Source organism: bacterium (genome assembly GCA_036524115.1).
GTDB lineage: Bacteria > JAUVQV01 > JAUVQV01 > JAUVQV01 > DATDCY01 > DATDCY01.
Genome location: DATDCY010000055.1, coordinates 1 through 17,181, shown reverse-complemented (window position 1 = coordinate 17,181; position 17,181 = coordinate 1). Strand labels below are relative to the sequence as shown.

At 70.6% G+C, this 17,181-nt stretch carries 14 protein-coding genes and 1 riboswitch; of the genes, 10 read left to right on the top strand and 4 right to left on the bottom strand.

What is annotated here, in order from left to right:
* Nucleotides 1-202 precede the first annotated feature (202 nt).
* From VI078_02570 to VI078_02525, 10 genes are all read left to right on the top strand, one after another.
* Complete coding sequence (locus tag VI078_02570; protein ID HEY5998167.1) at nucleotides 203-580, top strand: DsrE family protein; 378 nt, start codon at nucleotides 203-205, stop codon at nucleotides 578-580.
* The gene (locus VI078_02565; GenBank protein HEY5998166.1) at nucleotides 580-1,278 is read left to right on the top strand and encodes a 4Fe-4S binding protein; all 699 of its coding nucleotides are present in this window, start codon (nucleotides 580-582) and stop codon (nucleotides 1,276-1,278) included. The genes VI078_02570 and VI078_02565 overlap by 1 nt, the downstream gene beginning before the upstream one ends.
* Nucleotides 1,279-1,453: 175 nt before the next feature.
* Complete coding sequence (gene metK / locus VI078_02560) at nucleotides 1,454-2,620, top strand: methionine adenosyltransferase (GenBank protein HEY5998165.1); 1,167 nt, start codon at nucleotides 1,454-1,456, stop codon at nucleotides 2,618-2,620.
* A gap of 186 nt (nucleotides 2,621-2,806) precedes the next feature.
* Nucleotides 2,807-4,324 (top strand): ATP-binding cassette domain-containing protein, encoded by a 1,518-nt coding sequence (locus tag VI078_02555; protein HEY5998164.1) that lies wholly within the window; start codon nucleotides 2,807-2,809, stop codon nucleotides 4,322-4,324.
* A gap of 131 nt (nucleotides 4,325-4,455) precedes the next feature.
* Nucleotides 4,456-4,523: riboswitch (S-adenosyl-L-homocysteine riboswitch) on the top strand.
* 78 nt (nucleotides 4,524-4,601) lie between these two features.
* Nucleotides 4,602-6,035 (top strand): adenosylhomocysteinase, encoded by a 1,434-nt coding sequence (ahcY, locus tag VI078_02550; protein ID HEY5998163.1) that lies wholly within the window; start codon nucleotides 4,602-4,604, stop codon nucleotides 6,033-6,035.
* Nucleotides 6,036-6,057: 22 nt separating this feature from the next.
* On the top strand, nucleotides 6,058-7,491 hold the full coding sequence (locus tag VI078_02545) for a hypothetical protein (protein HEY5998162.1): 1,434 nt from the start codon (nucleotides 6,058-6,060) through the stop codon (nucleotides 7,489-7,491).
* A 74-nt stretch (nucleotides 7,492-7,565) separates the two neighbouring features.
* Nucleotides 7,566-8,975 (top strand): TolC family protein, encoded by a 1,410-nt coding sequence (locus VI078_02540; GenBank protein ID HEY5998161.1) that lies wholly within the window; start codon nucleotides 7,566-7,568, stop codon nucleotides 8,973-8,975.
* Nucleotides 8,972-10,180 carry an HlyD family secretion protein gene (locus VI078_02535; protein HEY5998160.1) on the top strand — a complete coding sequence of 403 codons (1,209 nt, stop codon included), beginning with the start codon at nucleotides 8,972-8,974 and terminating at the stop codon, nucleotides 10,178-10,180. The genes VI078_02540 and VI078_02535 overlap by 4 nt, the downstream gene beginning before the upstream one ends.
* 50 nt (nucleotides 10,181-10,230) lie before the next feature.
* Nucleotides 10,231-11,769 (top strand): DHA2 family efflux MFS transporter permease subunit, encoded by a 1,539-nt coding sequence (locus tag VI078_02530; protein HEY5998159.1) that lies wholly within the window; start codon nucleotides 10,231-10,233, stop codon nucleotides 11,767-11,769.
* A 77-nt stretch (nucleotides 11,770-11,846) separates the two neighbouring features.
* A complete protein-coding gene (locus VI078_02525) occupies nucleotides 11,847-12,554 on the top strand; it encodes a TIGR02266 family protein (protein HEY5998158.1) in 708 nt (235 codons plus the stop codon).
* Between the two features lie 33 nt (nucleotides 12,555-12,587).
* Here VI078_02525 and VI078_02520 read toward each other — a convergent pair whose 3' ends face one another.
* The 4 genes from VI078_02520 to VI078_02505 form a co-directional block, all read right to left on the bottom strand.
* Nucleotides 12,588-12,998, bottom strand: coding sequence for a type II toxin-antitoxin system VapC family toxin (locus tag VI078_02520; protein ID HEY5998157.1), 411 nt, complete (start codon nucleotides 12,996-12,998; stop codon nucleotides 12,588-12,590).
* Nucleotides 12,995-13,240: an AbrB/MazE/SpoVT family DNA-binding domain-containing protein gene (locus tag VI078_02515; protein ID HEY5998156.1), complete on the bottom strand. Its 246-nt coding sequence runs from the start codon at nucleotides 13,238-13,240 to the stop codon at nucleotides 12,995-12,997. The genes VI078_02520 and VI078_02515 overlap by 4 nt, the downstream gene beginning before the upstream one ends.
* A gap of 160 nt (nucleotides 13,241-13,400) precedes the next feature.
* On the bottom strand, nucleotides 13,401-16,721 hold the full coding sequence (locus VI078_02510; protein HEY5998155.1) for a carboxypeptidase regulatory-like domain-containing protein: 3,321 nt from the start codon (nucleotides 16,719-16,721) through the stop codon (nucleotides 13,401-13,403).
* Nucleotides 16,722-16,748: 27 nt separating this feature from the next.
* The coding region (locus VI078_02505) for a hypothetical protein (protein ID HEY5998154.1) at nucleotides 16,749-17,181 on the bottom strand (433 nt) is incomplete at its 5' end.

Here is a 17,181-nt window from a genome sequence, read left to right as displayed (position 1 = left end):
AAGCCGCGTCCGCCGCAGGAGGGCGGCGGCGGGCGGGGCACGGCCCGCGGCCGCAAGGGCAAGCCGCCCGCGCGCTAGGACTGGCCGCTTCGCGAAGGGGCTCGGCGGCGCGGAGCCCTGAGGCGGCCGGGCGCCGCCGGGGAAACGTCGCACCGTCGCCGGCATCGAAACAGCAATAACAACCGGAAGGAGCCGTGTCGACATGAGCCCCAAATCATTCGTGTTCATTCTCACGGCCGCCGAGAGCCGGCCGGACCTGCCCGCCGGCGCGCTGCAGCTGGCGACCAACATGAAGGCCAACGACGCCGTCCTCGACATCTTCCTCATGGACGAGGCGGCGGTCCTTGCCAAGCCGGGCGCTGCGGAGGCGCTCGCCGCGCGGCAGAAGCCGGGCGGGTTCTCGCCCGTGCACTCCCTGCTCAAGACGCTGGTCGAGGACTTCGGCGTGAAGGTCTATGTCTGCGCCTCGTGCGTCAAGCCCGCCGGGCTCGACCCCGCGAACCTCGCTTTCGGGGCGACGGTGAAACCCGGCTCGTTCCTCGGCGAGATGCTCATGGAACGAGAGGGCCTGACCTTCTAGTGGACGATCTCCGAGGCTGGCGGATCGAGACCTGCAAGGGGCCGCGCGAGGGGTGCGCCAACCGCGCGGCGCCCGACGATGCGCTGGCGGCGGACCTCGACGCGCTCTTTCGTGCCCGCGACTTCGGGGCGGGACTGCGCGCGATCGTCGGCGGGAAGCTCAAGCGTCGCCACGAGTTCACGGTGGCGGTCGCGGACTGCCCGAACGCCTGCTCGCGGCCCCAGATCGCGGACCTCGGCGTCATCGGCGCCGCCGAGCCGCGGCAGACGGCCGAGGTCTGCCACCAGTGCCTGGCCTGCGTGCACGCCTGCCGCGAGGGCGCCATCATGCACCCCGGTCTGCTGCCGATCCTCGACCCGTCCCGGTGCGTGCGCTGCGGTGCGTGCACGCGCGTCTGCCTGAGCGGCACCCTGCAGGTGGGGCGGCGCGGCTGGCGGATCCAGGTCGGGGGCAGACTCGGGCGGCACCCGCGCCTTGCGGTCGAGCTGCCCGGGCTGTTCGCGCGGGAGGGCGTGCTCGCCGCCGCGGAGTGCTGCCTGGACGTGTTCCTGCGCAGCGTCGCCCCCGGCGAGCGCTTCGGCGAGCTGCTCGAGCGCCTCGGCGACGGGGCGCTGCGGGCGTGCGTGGCGGAGCGCGCGGCCCCGGCGCCGGAGCTGCCCGCCCGGGCGCCCGCGCCGATCCTCCGCGGGCCTGTCTAGCGCCCCTCCCGGCCGCACCCCGCGCGGCGAATGTTCCTTGAAGATCAGCGGGTTGTGTGATACAAGCAACCGTTTACGGAGGATATCGATGCCAGGCGGGAAGAGCGGAAGGAAGCCGGCCGAGGGCGCCCCCGAGACGCAGGCAGCCGGCGGACGCGGTACACGGAGGAACGTCATGAAAGAGAAGCAGTACCTGTTCACGTCGGAGTCGGTGACCGAGGGGCACCCCGACAAGATCGCCGACCAGATCTCGGACGCGGTGCTCGACGCGATCCTCGCCGAGGACCCCTACGGCCGCGTGGCCTGCGAGACCATCGTCACCACCGGCCTCGCCTTCGTCGCCGGCGAGATCACGACGAAGACCTACGTCGACGTCCCGAAGATCGTTCGCGACACGATCCGGGAGATCGGCTACACGGACGCCGCCTACGGCTTCGACTACGAGACCTGCGGCGTGCTCAACGCGATCCAGGGGCAGTCGCCGGACATCGCAATGGGCGTCAACGAGGACCGGGACCACGAGCAGGGCGCCGGCGACCAGGGGCTGATGTTCGGTTTCGCGACGAACGAGACCCCCGAGCTGATGCCGATGCCGATCCTGCTCGCGCACAAGCTCGTCAAGCGGCTGTCCGAGTGCCGCCGCAGCAACCTGCTGCGCTACCTGCGCCCGGACGGCAAGAGCCAGGTGACCATCGAGTACCGCGGCAGCAAGCCGGTGCGCGTCGACACCGTCGTCATCTCGACGCAGCACGACGCCGACGTGACGCTCAAGAAGATCCGCGAGGACATGATCGAGCACGTGATCAAGCCGGTGATCCCCGCCGGGCTGCTGGACGAGGAGCACATCACCTATCACGTCAACCCCACCGGGCGCTTCGTGATCGGCGGACCGCACGGCGACACCGGCCTGACCGGCCGCAAGATCATCGTCGACACCTACGGCGGGCAGGGGAGCCACGGCGGCGGCTGCTTCTCGGGCAAGGACCCGAGCAAGGTCGACCGCTCGGCCTCCTACATGGGCCGCTACATCGCCAAGAACATCGTCGCGGCGGGGCTCTGCGACAAGGTCGAGGTCCAGCTCGCCTACGCGATCGGCGTCCCCGACCCGGTCTCGATCTTCGTCGACACCTTCGACACGCACAAGGTCGACCCGCTGAAGATCCGCGCCCTCATTCCGCAGGTGTTCCCGTTGAAGCCCAAGGGCATCATCAAGCACCTGGACCTGCTGCGGCCGATCTACCGCAAGACCGCCGCGTTCGGGCACTTCGGGCGGCCGGAGCCGGAGTTCACGTGGGAGAAGACGGACAAGGCGGCGGAGCTGAAGAAGGCCGCGGGCCTGTAGGAAGACATCTCGCTGCGGCAGGGTCCCGTGCTGATCGTCGGGGTCCTGCCGCTGCGGACCTCCGGCGCGCGCCCACGCGTCATGAATGACCGACCCGTCAGCGCGCGCCTCCATGGGGGCTCCGCCCCCTCTGGCGCGGCTGACGCCGCTGTCACCCCCGTTGGACACGTGTCAGGGACGTAGAACGTGAGTGGCGTCTCGCCCGTATCATTCCGGGACGTCTCCTTCTCCTACCCCCTGCCGGGAGGCGGCGCGAGGCCGGCGCTGCGCGATCTCTCGCTCGACGTGCGCCCCGGCGAGACCCTCGTCGTCCTCGGCGCCAACGGCGCCGGCAAGAGCACGCTCGCGCTGCTGCTCGCGGACGCGGCGGCGCCGGCGGCGGGCGAGATTCGGCGTGAGGCGCCCGCCGCGACGGGGCCGCCGACGCTGCCGGTCGGGCTCGTCACCCAGAACCCCGAGGACTGCTTCTCGACGCCGCTGGTGCGCGAGGAGATGGGCGTCGTGCTCGAGAACCTCGGGCGCGACTGGGGCTCGATCGACCGCGACGTCGGCGCGATGCTCGCCGAGATCGGGCTCGCCGGGCATGCCGACGCGCACCCGGCGCGCCTCTCCGGCGGCCAGAAGCAGCTCCTGGCCATCGCGTCGGTGCTGATCGCCGCGCCGCCGCTGCTCGTCCTCGACGAACCCCTGACGCTCCTGGACGCGCAGGCGCGGGCCGAGGTCGACCGGCTGCTCGCGCGCGGGCGCGGTCCCGGGGCGGCGACGGTCTTCCTGACGAGCGAGGTGGAGGACGCCGCCCGCGGCACGCGGATCGTCGTCCTGCACAAGGGCGCGGTGGCGTGGGAGGGCGCGCCCGCGGACCTGCCCCGGGGTGTCGAGGCGCTCGCGCAGTGGGGACTCCTGCCGCCCGCGAGGTGCGTCGCCCCTTCGCCGGGGAACGCGTCGGACGACGGCGTCCGGCCCCTCGTGGAGGTCTCCGACCTGCACTTCGCCTACGACCGCGGCACGCCGCGCGAGCGCCCCGTCCTGCGCGGCGTCGGCCTCGCCGCGCGCCCCGGCGAGCTGCTCGGGATCGTCGGCGCGAACGGCTGCGGCAAGACCACGCTCGTGCAGCACCTCAACGGGCTGCTGACGCCGCAGCGCGGCCGCGTGCGCGTCGGGGACCGCCTCCTCGAGCCGGGCACGAGGCTGCGCGAGCTGCTCCACCGCGAGGTCGGCCTGCTCTTCCAGTTCCCCGAGAAGCAGCTCTTCGCCGAGTCGGTCGCCGAGGACGTCGCCGCCGGCCCGCAGTTCGCGGGGGTGCCCGCGGATGCGATTCCCGGCCGCGTGCGCGCGGCGCTCGAGGCAGCCGGCCTCGATCCCGTCGAGCACGGCGACCGCTCACCGTTCGCTCTGACCTGGGGCGAGAAGCGCCTCGCCGCGCTGGCCGGCGTCCTGGCGCTCGAGACGCCGTGCCTCGTGCTGGATGAGCCGGGGGCGGGCCTCGATCCGGCGGGTCGCCGCCGCGCCATGGAGTTGCTCGCCGGGCTCGCGCGCCGCGCCGGCCGCACGGTGATCGTCGTCTCCCATCACCTCGACGAGATCTTCCGGGTCGCCGACCGCGTCGCGGTGCTGCACGAGGGGCGCATCGTCGCGGACGGCCCGCCGGCGGCCGTGGCGGCATCCCCGGACCTCGTTGCCTGGGGACTCAGCGCCGGGCGATGAGGCTCGCGGCACGGCGCCACTTGGCCGGCGCTTCCCTAGGGGGCTGCGCCCCTCTGGCGCGGCTGACGCCGCTGTCACCCCCGGAAAGCCGGCGGTGGGTTGCGTCATGAGGCGCAGCGCGGTATCCTTTGTCGGTCGAGGAGCGCTGCAACGGATGCCTCCGCCAGGCTCGACAAGATGAAAACCGCGCTCACCTAACCCGTGCCGGTTGCGGGATGCCGCAGGTGAGCGAAGCGCATCCCCCCGGACGCAACGGAAGGAGTGGGACGTGCGCGCTGTGAACAGGAAGAAGAACGCCCCGAGGAGCAAGGCGAAGCACTTCACCGACTGCGCGGTCGCCGACCTCTCGCTGGCCGAGTGGGGCCGCAAGGAGATCGCGATCGCCGAGGTCGAGATGCCGGGCCTCATGGCCGTGCGCGAGGAGAACGCGGCGAAGAGGCCGCTCAAGGGCGCGCGGATCGCCGGTTCGCTGCACATGACGATCCAGACCGCGGTGCTCATCGAGACGCTCAAGGCCCTCGGCGCCGAGGTGCGCTGGGCCTCGTGCAACATCTTCTCGACGCAGGACCACGCCGCGGCGGCGATCGCCGCCGGCGGCACGGCGGTCTTCGCGAAGAAGGGCGAGAGCCTCGAGGAGTACTGGGAGTACACCCACCGCATCTTCGAGTGGCCCGACGGGCGGTACGCGAACATGATCCTCGACGACGGCGGCGACGCCACGCTGCTGCTGCACCTGGGCGCCCGCGCCGAGGCCGACCCGCGGGTGGTCGCGAAGCCGACGAACGAGGAGGAGCGCGTGCTCTTCGCCTCGATCCGCAGGCGCCTGAAGAACCAGCTCGGCTGGTACTCGACGCGCATCGCGCAGATCAAGGGCGTGACCGAGGAGACGACCACCGGCGTGCACCGGCTCTACCAGATGGCCGAGGAGGGGCGGCTGCGCTTCCCGGCGATCAACGTCAACGACTCGGTGACCAAGAGCAAGTTCGACAACCTCTACGGCTGCCGCGAGTCGCTCGTCGACGGCATCAAGCGCGCCACCGATGTGATGATCGCCGGCAAGATCTGCGTCGTGCTCGGCTACGGCGACGTCGGCAAGGGGTGCGCGCAGGCCTTCCGGGGCCTGGGCGCCACGGTCTGGGTCACCGAGATCGACCCGATCTGCGCCCTGCAGGCGGCGATGGAGGGCTACCGCGTCGTGACCATGGAGGACGCGGCGGCGGTCGGCGACATCTTCGTCACCTGCACCGGCAACCTGCGCGTGGTCTCCCACGAGCACATGCGCCGCATGAAGAACGAGGCCATCGTCTGCAACATCGGTCATTTCGACTCCGAGATCGACATCGCCTCGATCGAGAAGTACCGCTGGGAGGAGATCAAGCCGCAGGTGGACCACGTGGTCTTCCCGGACGGCAAGAAGCTCATCGTGCTTGCCAAGGGGCGCCTCGTGAACCTCGGCTGCGCCACGGGCCACCCCTCGTTCGTGATGTCCGCCTCCTTCAGCAACCAGACGATCGCCCAGATCGAGCTCTTCACGAACGCGGCCAAGTACGAGAAGCAGGTGTACGTGCTGCCCAAGCACCTCGACGAGAAGGTCGCGCGGCTGCACCTGAAGAAGATCGGCGCGAGGCTCACGAAGCTCACCGACGAGCAGGCCGCGTACATCGGCGTGCCGAAGGCCGGCCCGTACAAGTCGGCGCACTACCGGTACTAGGGGAAGGCCGGCGCGGCCGGGGGTGGCGATGGGGCGCGCGCTGCGGCTCACGCTGGTCCCGGCCGTCGTCCTCGCGCTCACGGCCTGTGCCGCCGCGCCGCGCGGCGGCGCCGAGGGCGAGCGGTGCGCGGCCGTGGCCCCGGCGCCCGACGTCGACCCGTTCGACATGCGTCTGCCGTCCCTCGGCCCGGCGGCGTTCACCGAGGTGCGCGGCGACCGCTTCACCGACCTCTTCCTGGCGGGGCCCTCGGGCAAGGTCCGCGTCGGGGCGCGCCGGGAGTGGGGCGGCGCGGTCGTCTTCTTCGGCCTCGGCGCCGATCCACGCTCGAACGTCATCGACACGCACGACACCGGGCGCGGGCTGCAGATCGCCCTTTACGACCGCGCGCGCCAGCGCCAGGGGTGCGCCTGGGACGCCGGGTGCATCGAGCGGCCGTCCGCCTGCGAGGGCGCCATCACGTTCCTCGGCTGGAACCCGGTGCAGGGCGGCGACGAGTGCGGGCGCGGCTCGCGCGCCCTCTCGTCGCGACTCGCCGGCGACGCGTTCGAGATCGTCGCGCAGCCGCTGCAGTGGAACCCGGACTGGGACGCGCGGGACTGCAGCACCACGCCCTGCGGGCTGACGCGGCCGCGCCCGGTCGGCGTCAGGTACCGGACGACGCTGAGGTTCGTGGCCGAGCGCATCGTCGAGATCGCCTACGAGGTCACGAACGACGAGGCCGTCGGCCACCCGCCGAGCCTGCAGGAGTTCCCGACCCTCTACGTCGACGATCGTCCCAACGGTCCCGGTCTCTCGCGACTCATGGACGGCGGCGGGCGGCAGGTGGACGCCGACAGACCGGGCGGGAAGGGCATGTTGACCGGGGACTTCCTCTCGCCGGAGCCGTGGGTGACGTGGCAGAACGCGGCGGGCGACTACGGCGTCGGCCTCGCGATGGACGCGGGGACGCGGGAGTTCATCGTCTGGCGGGACGACGGCGGGAGGACGCGGTTCAGGAACGTGCGGCCGCGGCTCGTCTTCGCGCTGCCCGCGGGCGGCAGGGTGCGGGGCATCTCCTACCTGGGGCTCGGCGCCGAACCGGCCCTGCGCCAGGCCTTCTCGAGCCTGCTGAAGCGGCGGGCCCCGTTCGGTGCTCTCGAGGTGCCTGCGGCCGGCGCGACGGCGAGCGCCGCCGGCATGCCCGTGACGGTCCAGGGCTGGGCGCTGGACACAGGGGCAATCGACCGAGTGGCGCTCATCGTGGACGGCGTCGAGCGGGCGCGCGTCACGGTGGACCGCCGGCGGCCGGACGTCTGCGCCCAGTACCCGCGGTACGGCGCCTGCCCCTTCGCGGGCTTCTCAACGGCGCTTCCCGCGGCGCTCTTCGACGCGCCCTGCCCGCGCCTCCTGCGGGTCGTGGCGATCGACGCGGACGGGAACCAGCGGGTCCTCGGGGAGCGCCTCGTCGGGCGCTGAGCCGGCGCGAGCGGTCGCGGCGCCCGGCAGACGACGGATGGCTCCACTTGACACGGCGTGACGGCTATCTGAGCATGGCGGTTGGCAAAGAGGGGCACGAGGAGATCGCGATGGAGCAGACGACCGCAGAGGCGCACCGGTCCGCAACCCGGGCGCGCAGGAAGATGGCGTGGGGCGCCGTGGGCTTCGCGCTGCTGGCACTGCCGGCCGCCGGAGCGCGCGCCCTGTCTCTCGCCGAAGGGCTGGCGATCGTCGACCGCTCCGGACGCGAGGTGGCGATCGCCCTGGCGGAGGAGCAGGTGGCGGCGTCCGCGCCGGTCCAGGCGGCCACGGCGTGGCGGCCGAGCGTGGACCTCACCGCCAGCCAGACCTTCCTCGCGGACCAGCCCGCCGCGATCTTCGGGCCGAACCAGGTCCCGACCGCCGACAAGGATTTCCACGCCTACGCCCTCCAGGTGCGCCAGCAGGTCTACGACTTCGGCAGGACGGCCGCCACCGTCCGCGCCGCGGCCAGCGCCGCCGAGGGCACGCGCTTCGACACGGCGCTCGCGCGCAACCGCGGCGCGCTGGAGTTCATCCTGGCGTACGTGCGGCTCCTGCGCGCGCAGCGGCTGCTCGCCGTGCAGCAGGAGGAGGTCTCGCGTTTCGAGGTGCACCGCGGCGACGCGCAGGCGATGCTCGCCGCGGGCACCGTCACGGAGATCGACGTGCTCGCGGCCGAGGTGCGCCTGGCCGACGCCGTGCAGAAGCGTCTGCAGGCCGAGAACCAGCAGGCGCTCGCCGCGGCGCGGGTGAACACGCTGCTGCTGCGCCCGCTGGGGCAGGCGGTGGAGCCCGAGGAGATCGCGGTCGCCCCCGGGGAAGCGGCGCCCGGCCTGGAGGAGGCGCTGGCCGCGGCCGCGGGCGCGCGGATCGAGCTGCGCCAGCTCGGGACCCGCGTCGCCGCGGTGGAGGCGGGCCGCACCGCGGTGCGCTCGGAGTACTACCCGCTCGTGTTCCTCTCCGGCGGCTACGACTTCACGCAGAACGAGTACCAGGTGCACGAGGGGAACTGGGCCGTCGGCGCGGGTGTGCAGATGAACCTCTACGCGGGCGGCCTGACCCGCGAGAAGCTGCGCCAGAAGGAGCTGGAGCTGCGGGTGCTCGAGCGCGCGCGCGAGCAGCTCCTCGACCGGGTGCGCCTCGAGGTGCAGGACGCGTGGCTCTCGCTCGGGACGGCGCGCTCGCGGGTCGCGGTCACCGGCAAGGCGGTGGAGCAGGCCAAGGAGAACCTGCGCCTGCAGCGCCTGCGCTACGGCGAGGGGGTCGGGACGTCGACGGACGTCCTCGACGCGGTCGGCCTCGTGACCACCGCCGAGCTCAACCAGCTCGACGCGCGATACGACGTGACCGGCGCCCAGGCGCTGCTGGACTTCGCCACGGGCAGGGACCTGGTGGCGACGTGGGGCGCGCCGCGCGCGCCGGGGGAGGGAGGTCGTCCATGAGTGAGTCCTCGCAGGCGCCGCAGGGGTCGCCGGCGCCGCCGCCCGCGCCGGCGAGCAGGCGCCGCATGATCGGGTTTGCGGTGATCGCGGTCGTCGGCGTGGGCGTCCTGGCGGGCCGGGCCGCCTACCAGCGCTACACGCACACGCACATCGCCACGGACGACGCGTACGTCCAGGGGACCATCTACACCGTCGCCCCGCGCATCGCGGGCACGGTGACGCGGGTGGTGCCCGACAACAACCAGCGCGTGCGGGCCGGGGAGGTCATCGTCGAGATCGATCCGGACATGGCCGGCACGAGGCTCAAGGAGGCCGAGACCGCGCGGCAGGTCGAGACGGCCAAGGGCGCCGAGATCGAGGCGCAGGCGGCCGGGGCGCGCTCGCGCATCAAGGCGGCGGAGGCCGCGCTCGCGCGCGTGGTCGCGCAGCGCGCCGAGCTGGAGGCCGCGGTGGCCGTGCGCCAGGCCGACGTGCGGGCCCGCGAGGCGCAGCTCGAGCAGGCGCAGCTCGACCTCGGGCGCGCCGAGAACCTGCTCGCGAAGAAGGTCGCGCCCCAGGACCGCTACGACAAGGCGCGGACGGCGGCCGAGAGCGCGCGGGCGGCGCTCGCCGCCGCCCAGGAGCAGCAGCGGCAGGCCGAGGTGGTGCTCGCCAACCACAAGACGGCCGTGGCGCAGGCGCGCGCCGCGGTCGAGGTCGAGAAGGACGCGCTGGCGCAGACGCTGGCGGCGCGGGGCACGCACGCGGAGCAGGTGCGCGGGCGCGACGTGCAGGTCGAGCTGGCGCAGCTGAACCTGGGCTACACGAAGATCGCCGCGCCGGCCGACGGCTACGTGACGAGGAAGTCCGTCGAGGTCGGCAACCAGGTCCAGGCGGGCCAGCCGCTGATGGCGGTGGTCTCGCTCGCGGACCTCTACGTGGTGGCGAACTACAAGGAGACGCAGCTGCACTCGATCCGGCCCGGCCAGCGGGCCCGCCTGCGCGTCGACGCGCTTCCCGGCCGCGAGTTCACCGGGCGGGTCGACAGCATCATGGCCGGGACCGGCGCCGCCTTCTCGCTCTTCCCGCCGGAGAACGCCAGCGGCAACTACGTCAAGGTCGTGCAGCGCATCCCGGTCAAGATCGTCCTCGACCCGAAGCAGCCCGGCGCGGACCTCCTGCGCGTCGGCATGTCGGTCGAGCCGACGATCCTGAACGAGGACTGACCGCCGCCGGCGGGACGCTCGAGGGCGGCCGCCGGGGGAGAGCATAGGGGATGTCCCCTCACGGTCCGCGGAACAAATGGCTCATCGCGTTCACCGTGATGCTGCCGACGCTGATCGAGATCATCGACACCTCGATCGTCAACGTCTCGCTCGATCACATCCGCGGCTCGCTCTCGGCCGGCATCGAGGAGGCGACCTGGGCGATCAACGCCTACCTCGTCGCCAACGCGATCGTCATCCCGATGTCCGGCTGGCTCAGCCGGCTCTTCGGGCGCAAGAACTACCAGGTCGGCTCGATCATCGTCTTCACGGTCAGCTCGTTTCTCTGCGGCTCGGCCTGGAGCCTGCCGAGCCTGATCTTCTTCCGGGTGCTCCAGGGGATGGCCGGCGGCGGCCTGGTGCCGGTGAGCCAGTCGATCCTCCTCGAGGCCTTCCCGCCCAAGCAGCACGGCATGGCGATGGCGATCTTCGGCGTCGGCGCGATGGTCGGGCCGATCCTCGGGCCGATCATGGGCGGCTGGATCACCGACAACTGGTCCTGGCGCTGGATCTTCTACATCAACATCCCGCTCGGCGCGTTCGCGGTGCTCATGAACCTGCTCGTCATCCAGGACCCGCCGTGGATGCAGCGCACGCGCATGCGCATCGACTACCTCGGCCTCGTCTTCCTGGCGCTCGGGCTCGGCGCCCTGCAGCTCGTGCTCGATCGCGGCCAGCAGGAGGACTGGTTCAACTCCGAGCTGATCATCGGCTTCGCGCTGGTGTCGGCCTTCGCCCTGGCGTTCCTGGTCGTGAACGAGCTGACCGACGCCCAGCCGATCGTGAACCTGCGCCTCTTCAAGGACCGGACCTTCGCGACGGGATGCCTGGTCATGTTCTGCCTCTTCTTCAACCTCTTCGGGAGCATCGTGCTGCTGCCGATCTACGTCCAGAGCCTGATGGGCTACAGCGCCTACGACGCCGGCATGGTGCTTGGCCCCGGCGGCGCGATGACGCTGCTGACGATGCCGGTCGTCGGCAAGCTCGTGCAGAAGGTCAACCCGAAGCGGATCCTGGCCGTCGGCATCCTGATCTGCTCGTACACGACCTGGACCATGGCGCACTTCAACCTGCAGGCCGACTTCTGGACCTTCGTCTGGCCGCGGGTGACGCTCGGTCTCGGCATGGGCTTCTCGTTCATCCCGCTGACGACGCTGACGCTCTCGCACATCCCGCGCGAGAAGCTCGGGCAGGCGACCTCGATGTACAACCTGCTGCGCAACATGGGCGGCAGCGTCGGCATCGCCTTCGTGACCACGTACCTGGCGCGGCGGACGCAGTTCCACCACGCGCGCCTGGCCGAGCACATGACGCCGTTCGACCCGGCGTACGCGCTGGCGAAGGCGAAGGCGGGAGCGGCGCTCGCGGCGCAGGGGCTGTCGCCGGCCGGCGCCGACGGCCTGATCTACGGCCAGCTCGTGCGGCAGGCGCGCGCGCTGGCTTTCAACGACACCTTCACCATCACCGCCGTCATGCTGCTGTTCGTGCTGATCCTGGTCGCGCTGATGCAGCGCGCCGAGGCCCCGCCCCGCCCGGACGCGGCGCACTGAGCGCGGTCGCGCCGACCAACGGGCGCCGCGGGGTTGACTTCCCGTGCGCCCTTCGGCTGTAATCAAGGCGGCGCGCCGTGTCGGCGCACGACCTCCGGGGGGGGATCGACGTGCAGAGAACGAACAGGCGGCTGTCGAACCGCATCTTCACGCGGGTGCGGCTGCTCTACGGCCGCGAGAAGCCGGACGCTGACGGCTACGCGCTGAACATCTCCTCGGAAGGGATGTTCATCTCGGCGACGCGCCTGCACACGCCCGGCACGCGCCTGCTCATTCGCATGCTGCCCGTCGGTGCGGCGGCAATCGAGATGGGCGGCGTCGTGCGCTGGGGGCTGCAGGTGCCGGCGCGGCTGGCGGCGATCGTCAAACCCGGGATAGGCGTGCTCCTCTCCTCGCCCCCGAAGGCCTACGTCGACTTCTTCTCGGCGCTCGCCGCCTCGAAGGTCCAGCGCACCTACCCGCGCATGGAGGTCCGCCTCGAGGTGCGCTACTACCACCGCCAGCAGTTCCTGAAGGACTACACGGAGAACATCAGCCAGGGCGGCATGTTCATCGCCACCACCGAGCCCTTCGAGCTTGGCACGCAGGTGCGCGTCGAGCTGGTGATCCCGGACCTGGCCACGGTGCTCCCGATCACCTGCCGCGTGGCCTACGTCCTGCGGCCGGAGGACGCCCCGGCCGTCGACAGCACGCCCGGGATCGGCGTGGAGATCGTGGAGATGGACCCGCGCACGGACGAGACGCTCCGCACCTACCTGCAGCGGATCATGCGGCTGTACGAGTGACGCGTGGCGCCCGCGCGGCGCGGGCGAGGGCCGTCACGGCTCCCTTCTTCGCACGGACCGGAATCGCGATGCGTGCTTCTTGTCGAAGGAATAGAGATCGCCGATGCGGCGCTTCTCCATGAGGGCGGCGATGTACCCGTCGACGAAATCGACATTGCACCCTTCGTAGAGTTCGAGCGCGCGGGTCACGAGGTCGCCGTTGACGACCTCGAGGCCGGGCGTGGCGAGGATGCCCCTGACCAGGGGCGCGATCTCCGCGGTCCCGAGGCCGTACGACGACTCGAGGACCCAGACCATCTCCGCCACCACGATCTCGGCGGTGACCAGCACGAGGCGACCTGCGGCAGCCTCCTCGAGCAGGCGTGAAACCCGCTCGGCCTTTGCTGGGTCGTCGTTCGTCAGGTAGCGGATGAGGATGTTGGTGTCGAGAAAGGCCTTCTTCATGCCAGCTCGGCGCGGACCCGCTTCCCGGCCGCTGCCTTGGCGCTCCGGCGCTCACGGTCGGAGGAAAAGCCCGCCTTGGCCGGAACGGCGCCCCGCAGGTCCTTGAGGGTGCGCACCGGCACGAGGACGGCTCGTCCCTCCTCGATGGCGAAGTCAATGCGATCGTTGGCCTTGATTCGCAGCCGATCGCGGATGCTCTTGGGGATCGTGACCTGTCCCTTTGTCGTTACCGTGGCGATCATTGCATACCTCCGTCTTGTCTCCTTACCATAGGAGTATAGGTAAGGAGTCGCAGGTGTCAATTCGGCGCACTCGACCGGGCTTGCAGGGGCGGCCGGGCGTTCGCACGGGGTCCTGGGAAACGGCCATTGTCCCGCGGGCCGGCGGCGCAGCGGAACAGATTCAGTTCAGGACGGTCCGCGCCCAGAGCCGGAAGTTGTCGAGGACGCCCTGCGCATTGCGCGTCATGACGCCGACGCGGCCGGGGACGGCGGCGGAGAACTGCAGCCCGCCGAGGGGCGTGCCGCCGGCGAAGACCTGCACCGCGCCGCCCGGACGCACGTCGATCCGGACGAACTGCGGGAGATCGACGGGCAGCGCGCGGGCCAGTCGTCGGGGCAGCGGCGGCGCCTGACCGTCGATCATTCCGACCTGGCCGATCTCCGTGGCGCTTGGGTAGAAGCGCACGTAGCGGTAGTGCTGCGGGTCGCGGTAAGCGAAGAGCAGCGCGACGTTGGGGGTGCCGGAGGCGAGAGGTTGGAGCGTCACCTGGGCCGCGATCCGGCCCGCGAGGAAGTGTGTTCCGGCGAAGTCCGTGGGGCCGGCCACGGCGATGGCGATTCCTAGGGGGCTGGAGCGCAACGTGTGGTCGCGCACGGCCCAGAAGCCGGAGAGCCTGGCCCAGTCGGGGTCCGCCCCGTCGAGGTGCTCGAAGTCGTCGCTGAAGAGCAGTGGGCCAACGGCGCTGATCGTGACCGTCTCCTCGTCGCGCAGGGAGGTGTCGAGCGTGGAGACGGCGGCGAAGGTCACGGTGTAGACGCCGCGCTGCGTTGCGCCCGGCGTCCAGGAGAAGGTCGCGTCGGCCGGATTGAACGTCGCCCCCGGCGGCAGGCCGGTGGCGTCCAGGACGAGTGCGCCTCCTTCCGGATTGGACGCGGTGATGTGGAGGGTCAGCGTCTCGCCGACGATTACCGTGCGGTTCCCGATCGGGTCGAGCACGGGCGCGCAATCGCGGGCGGCGACGCTCACGGGCACGGTCACCTGAGCAGAAAGCGCCTCGCTGCCATTGTTCCTGCCATGATCCGTCACGGCAAAGCGGATGGCCGGATATGTCCCCGCCTGTGTGCATGTCGGCGTCCATCGGAATTCGCCGGAATAGGGGTCGAACGTGGCGCCGGACGGGAGGTTCTCGGCGCCGAACGTAAGTAGATCGCCTTCGGGATCGGTGGCCGCGAGCGTGAGAGCGAACTCCATGCCTTCGGTCGCGGCGATGTCGTCCGGTTGCGTCAACGACGGCGGACGGTTGTGTCCGTAGTCCTCCAGCATCACGTCGATGCCGGAGACGGTTTGCCCGGGAAGAACCTCGATGACCTGGGCCTCCGAGGCCAAGGTCTTTCCGGGGTACCACTGCGGGTAGATGGGACTGTAGTACGTATCAACGCTTGTGGACAAGAGTCGATATCGGCCCGGCGGCACATCGAAGAAGAAGGGACCCGGTCGGTAGCCCGGGGCGAACCGACGGACGACGTCTGCGTCCCCATCGACAAGAGCCATCTGGCCGCATTGCGTCCCGTTGCTGACACTCAGTTGTCCCTCGATGCGGCCCAGCGGCGGGAAGTCTATGTCCATCCCCGCCAGGGCTTGTCCCGGCGCCACGACGATTGGCGTCGCCGTCGCCATCGAGGCCTCGTTCGGATACCATCTCCCCCACGAGTAGGCCTGTACAGCGTCCAGTGCCAGCAGGTATGAGCCCGGGGCCACTGCTTCGAAGCTATACGTGTCATCCAGGGACGTGTAGACGCACCGCAGCACATTGCCCAGCGCGTCGGTGAGACAGGCCTGCGCCCATATGAGAAGACGTTGATGGTCCTGCGTCATAGTGCCCGAGATGCTCCCCTTCGCGCCGAGATCGGCATCGATATTCCCGATCTGAAGTCCGGGTTCGACGAGGACCGGCGTGGCCGTCTGTGACGATACGGCCTCCGGGTACCACTTGTCGCCGAAGAGGCTCCCCGGCGTCGTGTCCAGGAACCGCAGGACGTACGCTCCCGGCGGCAGCCCGCCCGTCACGTAGTTTCCGTCGGCATCGGGCGTGATGGTCCGCAGGGCGGTTGCACCCGCCGGGGAGGCCCAGACCTCGACCCTCGCCCCGGCACCCGGCGAGCCCGCCGTCGTTACTCGTCCAGCAATGCTCCCGGGTGCGCCGAGACTCGCGAGAACGACGGGTGGCAGGGAGACGGTCTCGCCGCTGCGGAACCGGACGACGTCCGCCGACGCCCTGTCGACTTTGTCGTTGAACCACACCGGCGCGTAGCCTTCCTTGCTGAAGAAGATCTTTCGGTCGTCGCGCGACGAGATAGTGAAGACCCCGTCGGAGCCGGTTTGCGTCACCGCGGCTGGGCCGCACAACTCGTCTTCCGACAGGCTCACGGTGACACCATCCACGGGCGCTCCCGTGCTGTCGACCACCGTTCCGTTCGCAATACCTGGCGCGGTTGGGGCCAGGGTGATGCTGGTCAGCTCACCGGACTTTACCGTGACCGGAGATGCTTCATCCCACTGGAACGTCCCCGGATAATACGTATTGTCGGACCAGCGCCACGACATGCCGAGCCCTATGCGGTAGTCCCCCGGCGGCAGGTAGGTGGGAGAGGGCCAGTAGTACTCCCAGCTGAGCTCGTCGAATCCGGTCGAGAAGCTCCACGCCGTGTAGTCCTGCCCCGAAGGAGGATTGACCTGCAGCATCCCCGGCGTCGGGATCGCGATGTCGTATCCCGAGGATCTGGCGCCGAGGATGGGACGGATGGGTACCGGTTCGCTGCCTCCGGGATAAAACACCGCCCAGACCGGCGGCCCGGGCGCATCCACCTTGACGTAATTCGGCTCATCCTCCAGGTTGGTGAGAACGAAGCGGCCCAAGCCGTCAGTCGTTGTGCGCCAGCGCAAGACCCTGGCCGAATCTCTCTGTGTGAAGATGTCAGCTCCGACCCAGGCGTCTGCCAGAGGCGCGCCGTCGGGACCGGTCACGGTGCCACCAATGCTCGCGGGAGGCCCAAGCCGGACATCGAAGCCGGTCAGCGTCTTCCCATCTTCCACCAGCAGCATCCGTGAGGGTTGGCCGCGCAGCCCACGGAGAACCCTCGGAGGAAAGCCGGTGCCTCGAGGTGGCGAGAACAATAGGTAGTAGTGGCCACCCCAGTGGGTGCACCAGTACTGCAGAGTTGCGGGGAGCCCGGCAAGTTCATAGCTCCCGTCAGCCGCGGTCTGCGTCCATGCGACAAGCCCGCGCCGGTCAGGGATTGTCAGGAACATGCCCGGCGCCCAAGGGCGCAGGAGGAGTAAGAACGCCTGCACCTCGACCCCCGCCAGCGGCTCCCCATTTGGCCCCGTGACCCGCCCCGAAATGCCGCCGGTCGCCGCGGCCTCATGTGGAACAATGAGAGAAAGGCTCGCGATGATTGCCGCCAGCGCGACGCCGAATCGCAGATTTCGCTTGGGCGCCATCCCGCCTTCCTCGCCTCCCAACGCCGATTAGTTGAGAATAGTTCGCGTCCAGAGCCGGAAGTTGTCCACGACGGCCTGGGCATTGCGTGTCATGACGCCAGCGTGGCCGGCGACTGCGGCCGGGAACGTCAGCGCGCCGAGGGGAACGCCTCCGGCGAAGACTTGCACGGTGCCGCCAGGGCGCACGTCGATCCGCACGAACTGCGGCAGACCGACGGGCAGGGCGTGGGTCAGTTGCCGGCGCAGCGGCGGAGACTGGCCGTCGATCGTCCCGACCTGGCCGATCTCCGTGGCGCTTGGGAAGAAGCGCACATATCGGTAGTGCTGCGGGTCGCGGTAGCCGAAGAGCAGCGCGACGTTGGGGGTGCCGGACGGGAGCGGTCGGAGGATCACCTGGGCCACGATCCGGCCCGCGATGAAGTTGGCGCCGGCACGGTCCGTGGGGCCGGGGACCGCGATG

Excerpts from the sequence above, each read along its gene's own strand:
- VI078_02520 (HEY5998157.1), bottom strand. The coding sequence starts at position 12,998 with ATGAAGAAGGCCTTTCTCGACACCAACATCCTCATCCGCTACCTGACG.
- VI078_02540 (HEY5998161.1), top strand. The coding sequence starts at position 7,566 with ATGGCGGTTGGCAAAGAGGGGCACGAGGAGATCGCGATGGAGCAGACG.
- metK (HEY5998165.1), top strand. The coding sequence starts at position 1,454 with ATGAAAGAGAAGCAGTACCTGTTCACGTCGGAGTCGGTGACCGAGGGG.
- VI078_02535 (HEY5998160.1), top strand. The coding sequence starts at position 8,972 with ATGAGTGAGTCCTCGCAGGCGCCGCAGGGGTCGCCGGCGCCGCCGCCC.
- VI078_02530 (HEY5998159.1), top strand. The coding sequence starts at position 10,231 with ATGTCCCCTCACGGTCCGCGGAACAAATGGCTCATCGCGTTCACCGTG.
- VI078_02570 (HEY5998167.1), top strand. The coding sequence starts at position 203 with ATGAGCCCCAAATCATTCGTGTTCATTCTCACGGCCGCCGAGAGCCGG.
- VI078_02515 (HEY5998156.1), bottom strand. The coding sequence starts at position 13,240 with ATGATCGCCACGGTAACGACAAAGGGACAGGTCACGATCCCCAAGAGC.
- VI078_02510 (HEY5998155.1), bottom strand. The coding sequence starts at position 16,721 with ATGGCGCCCAAGCGAAATCTGCGATTCGGCGTCGCGCTGGCGGCAATC.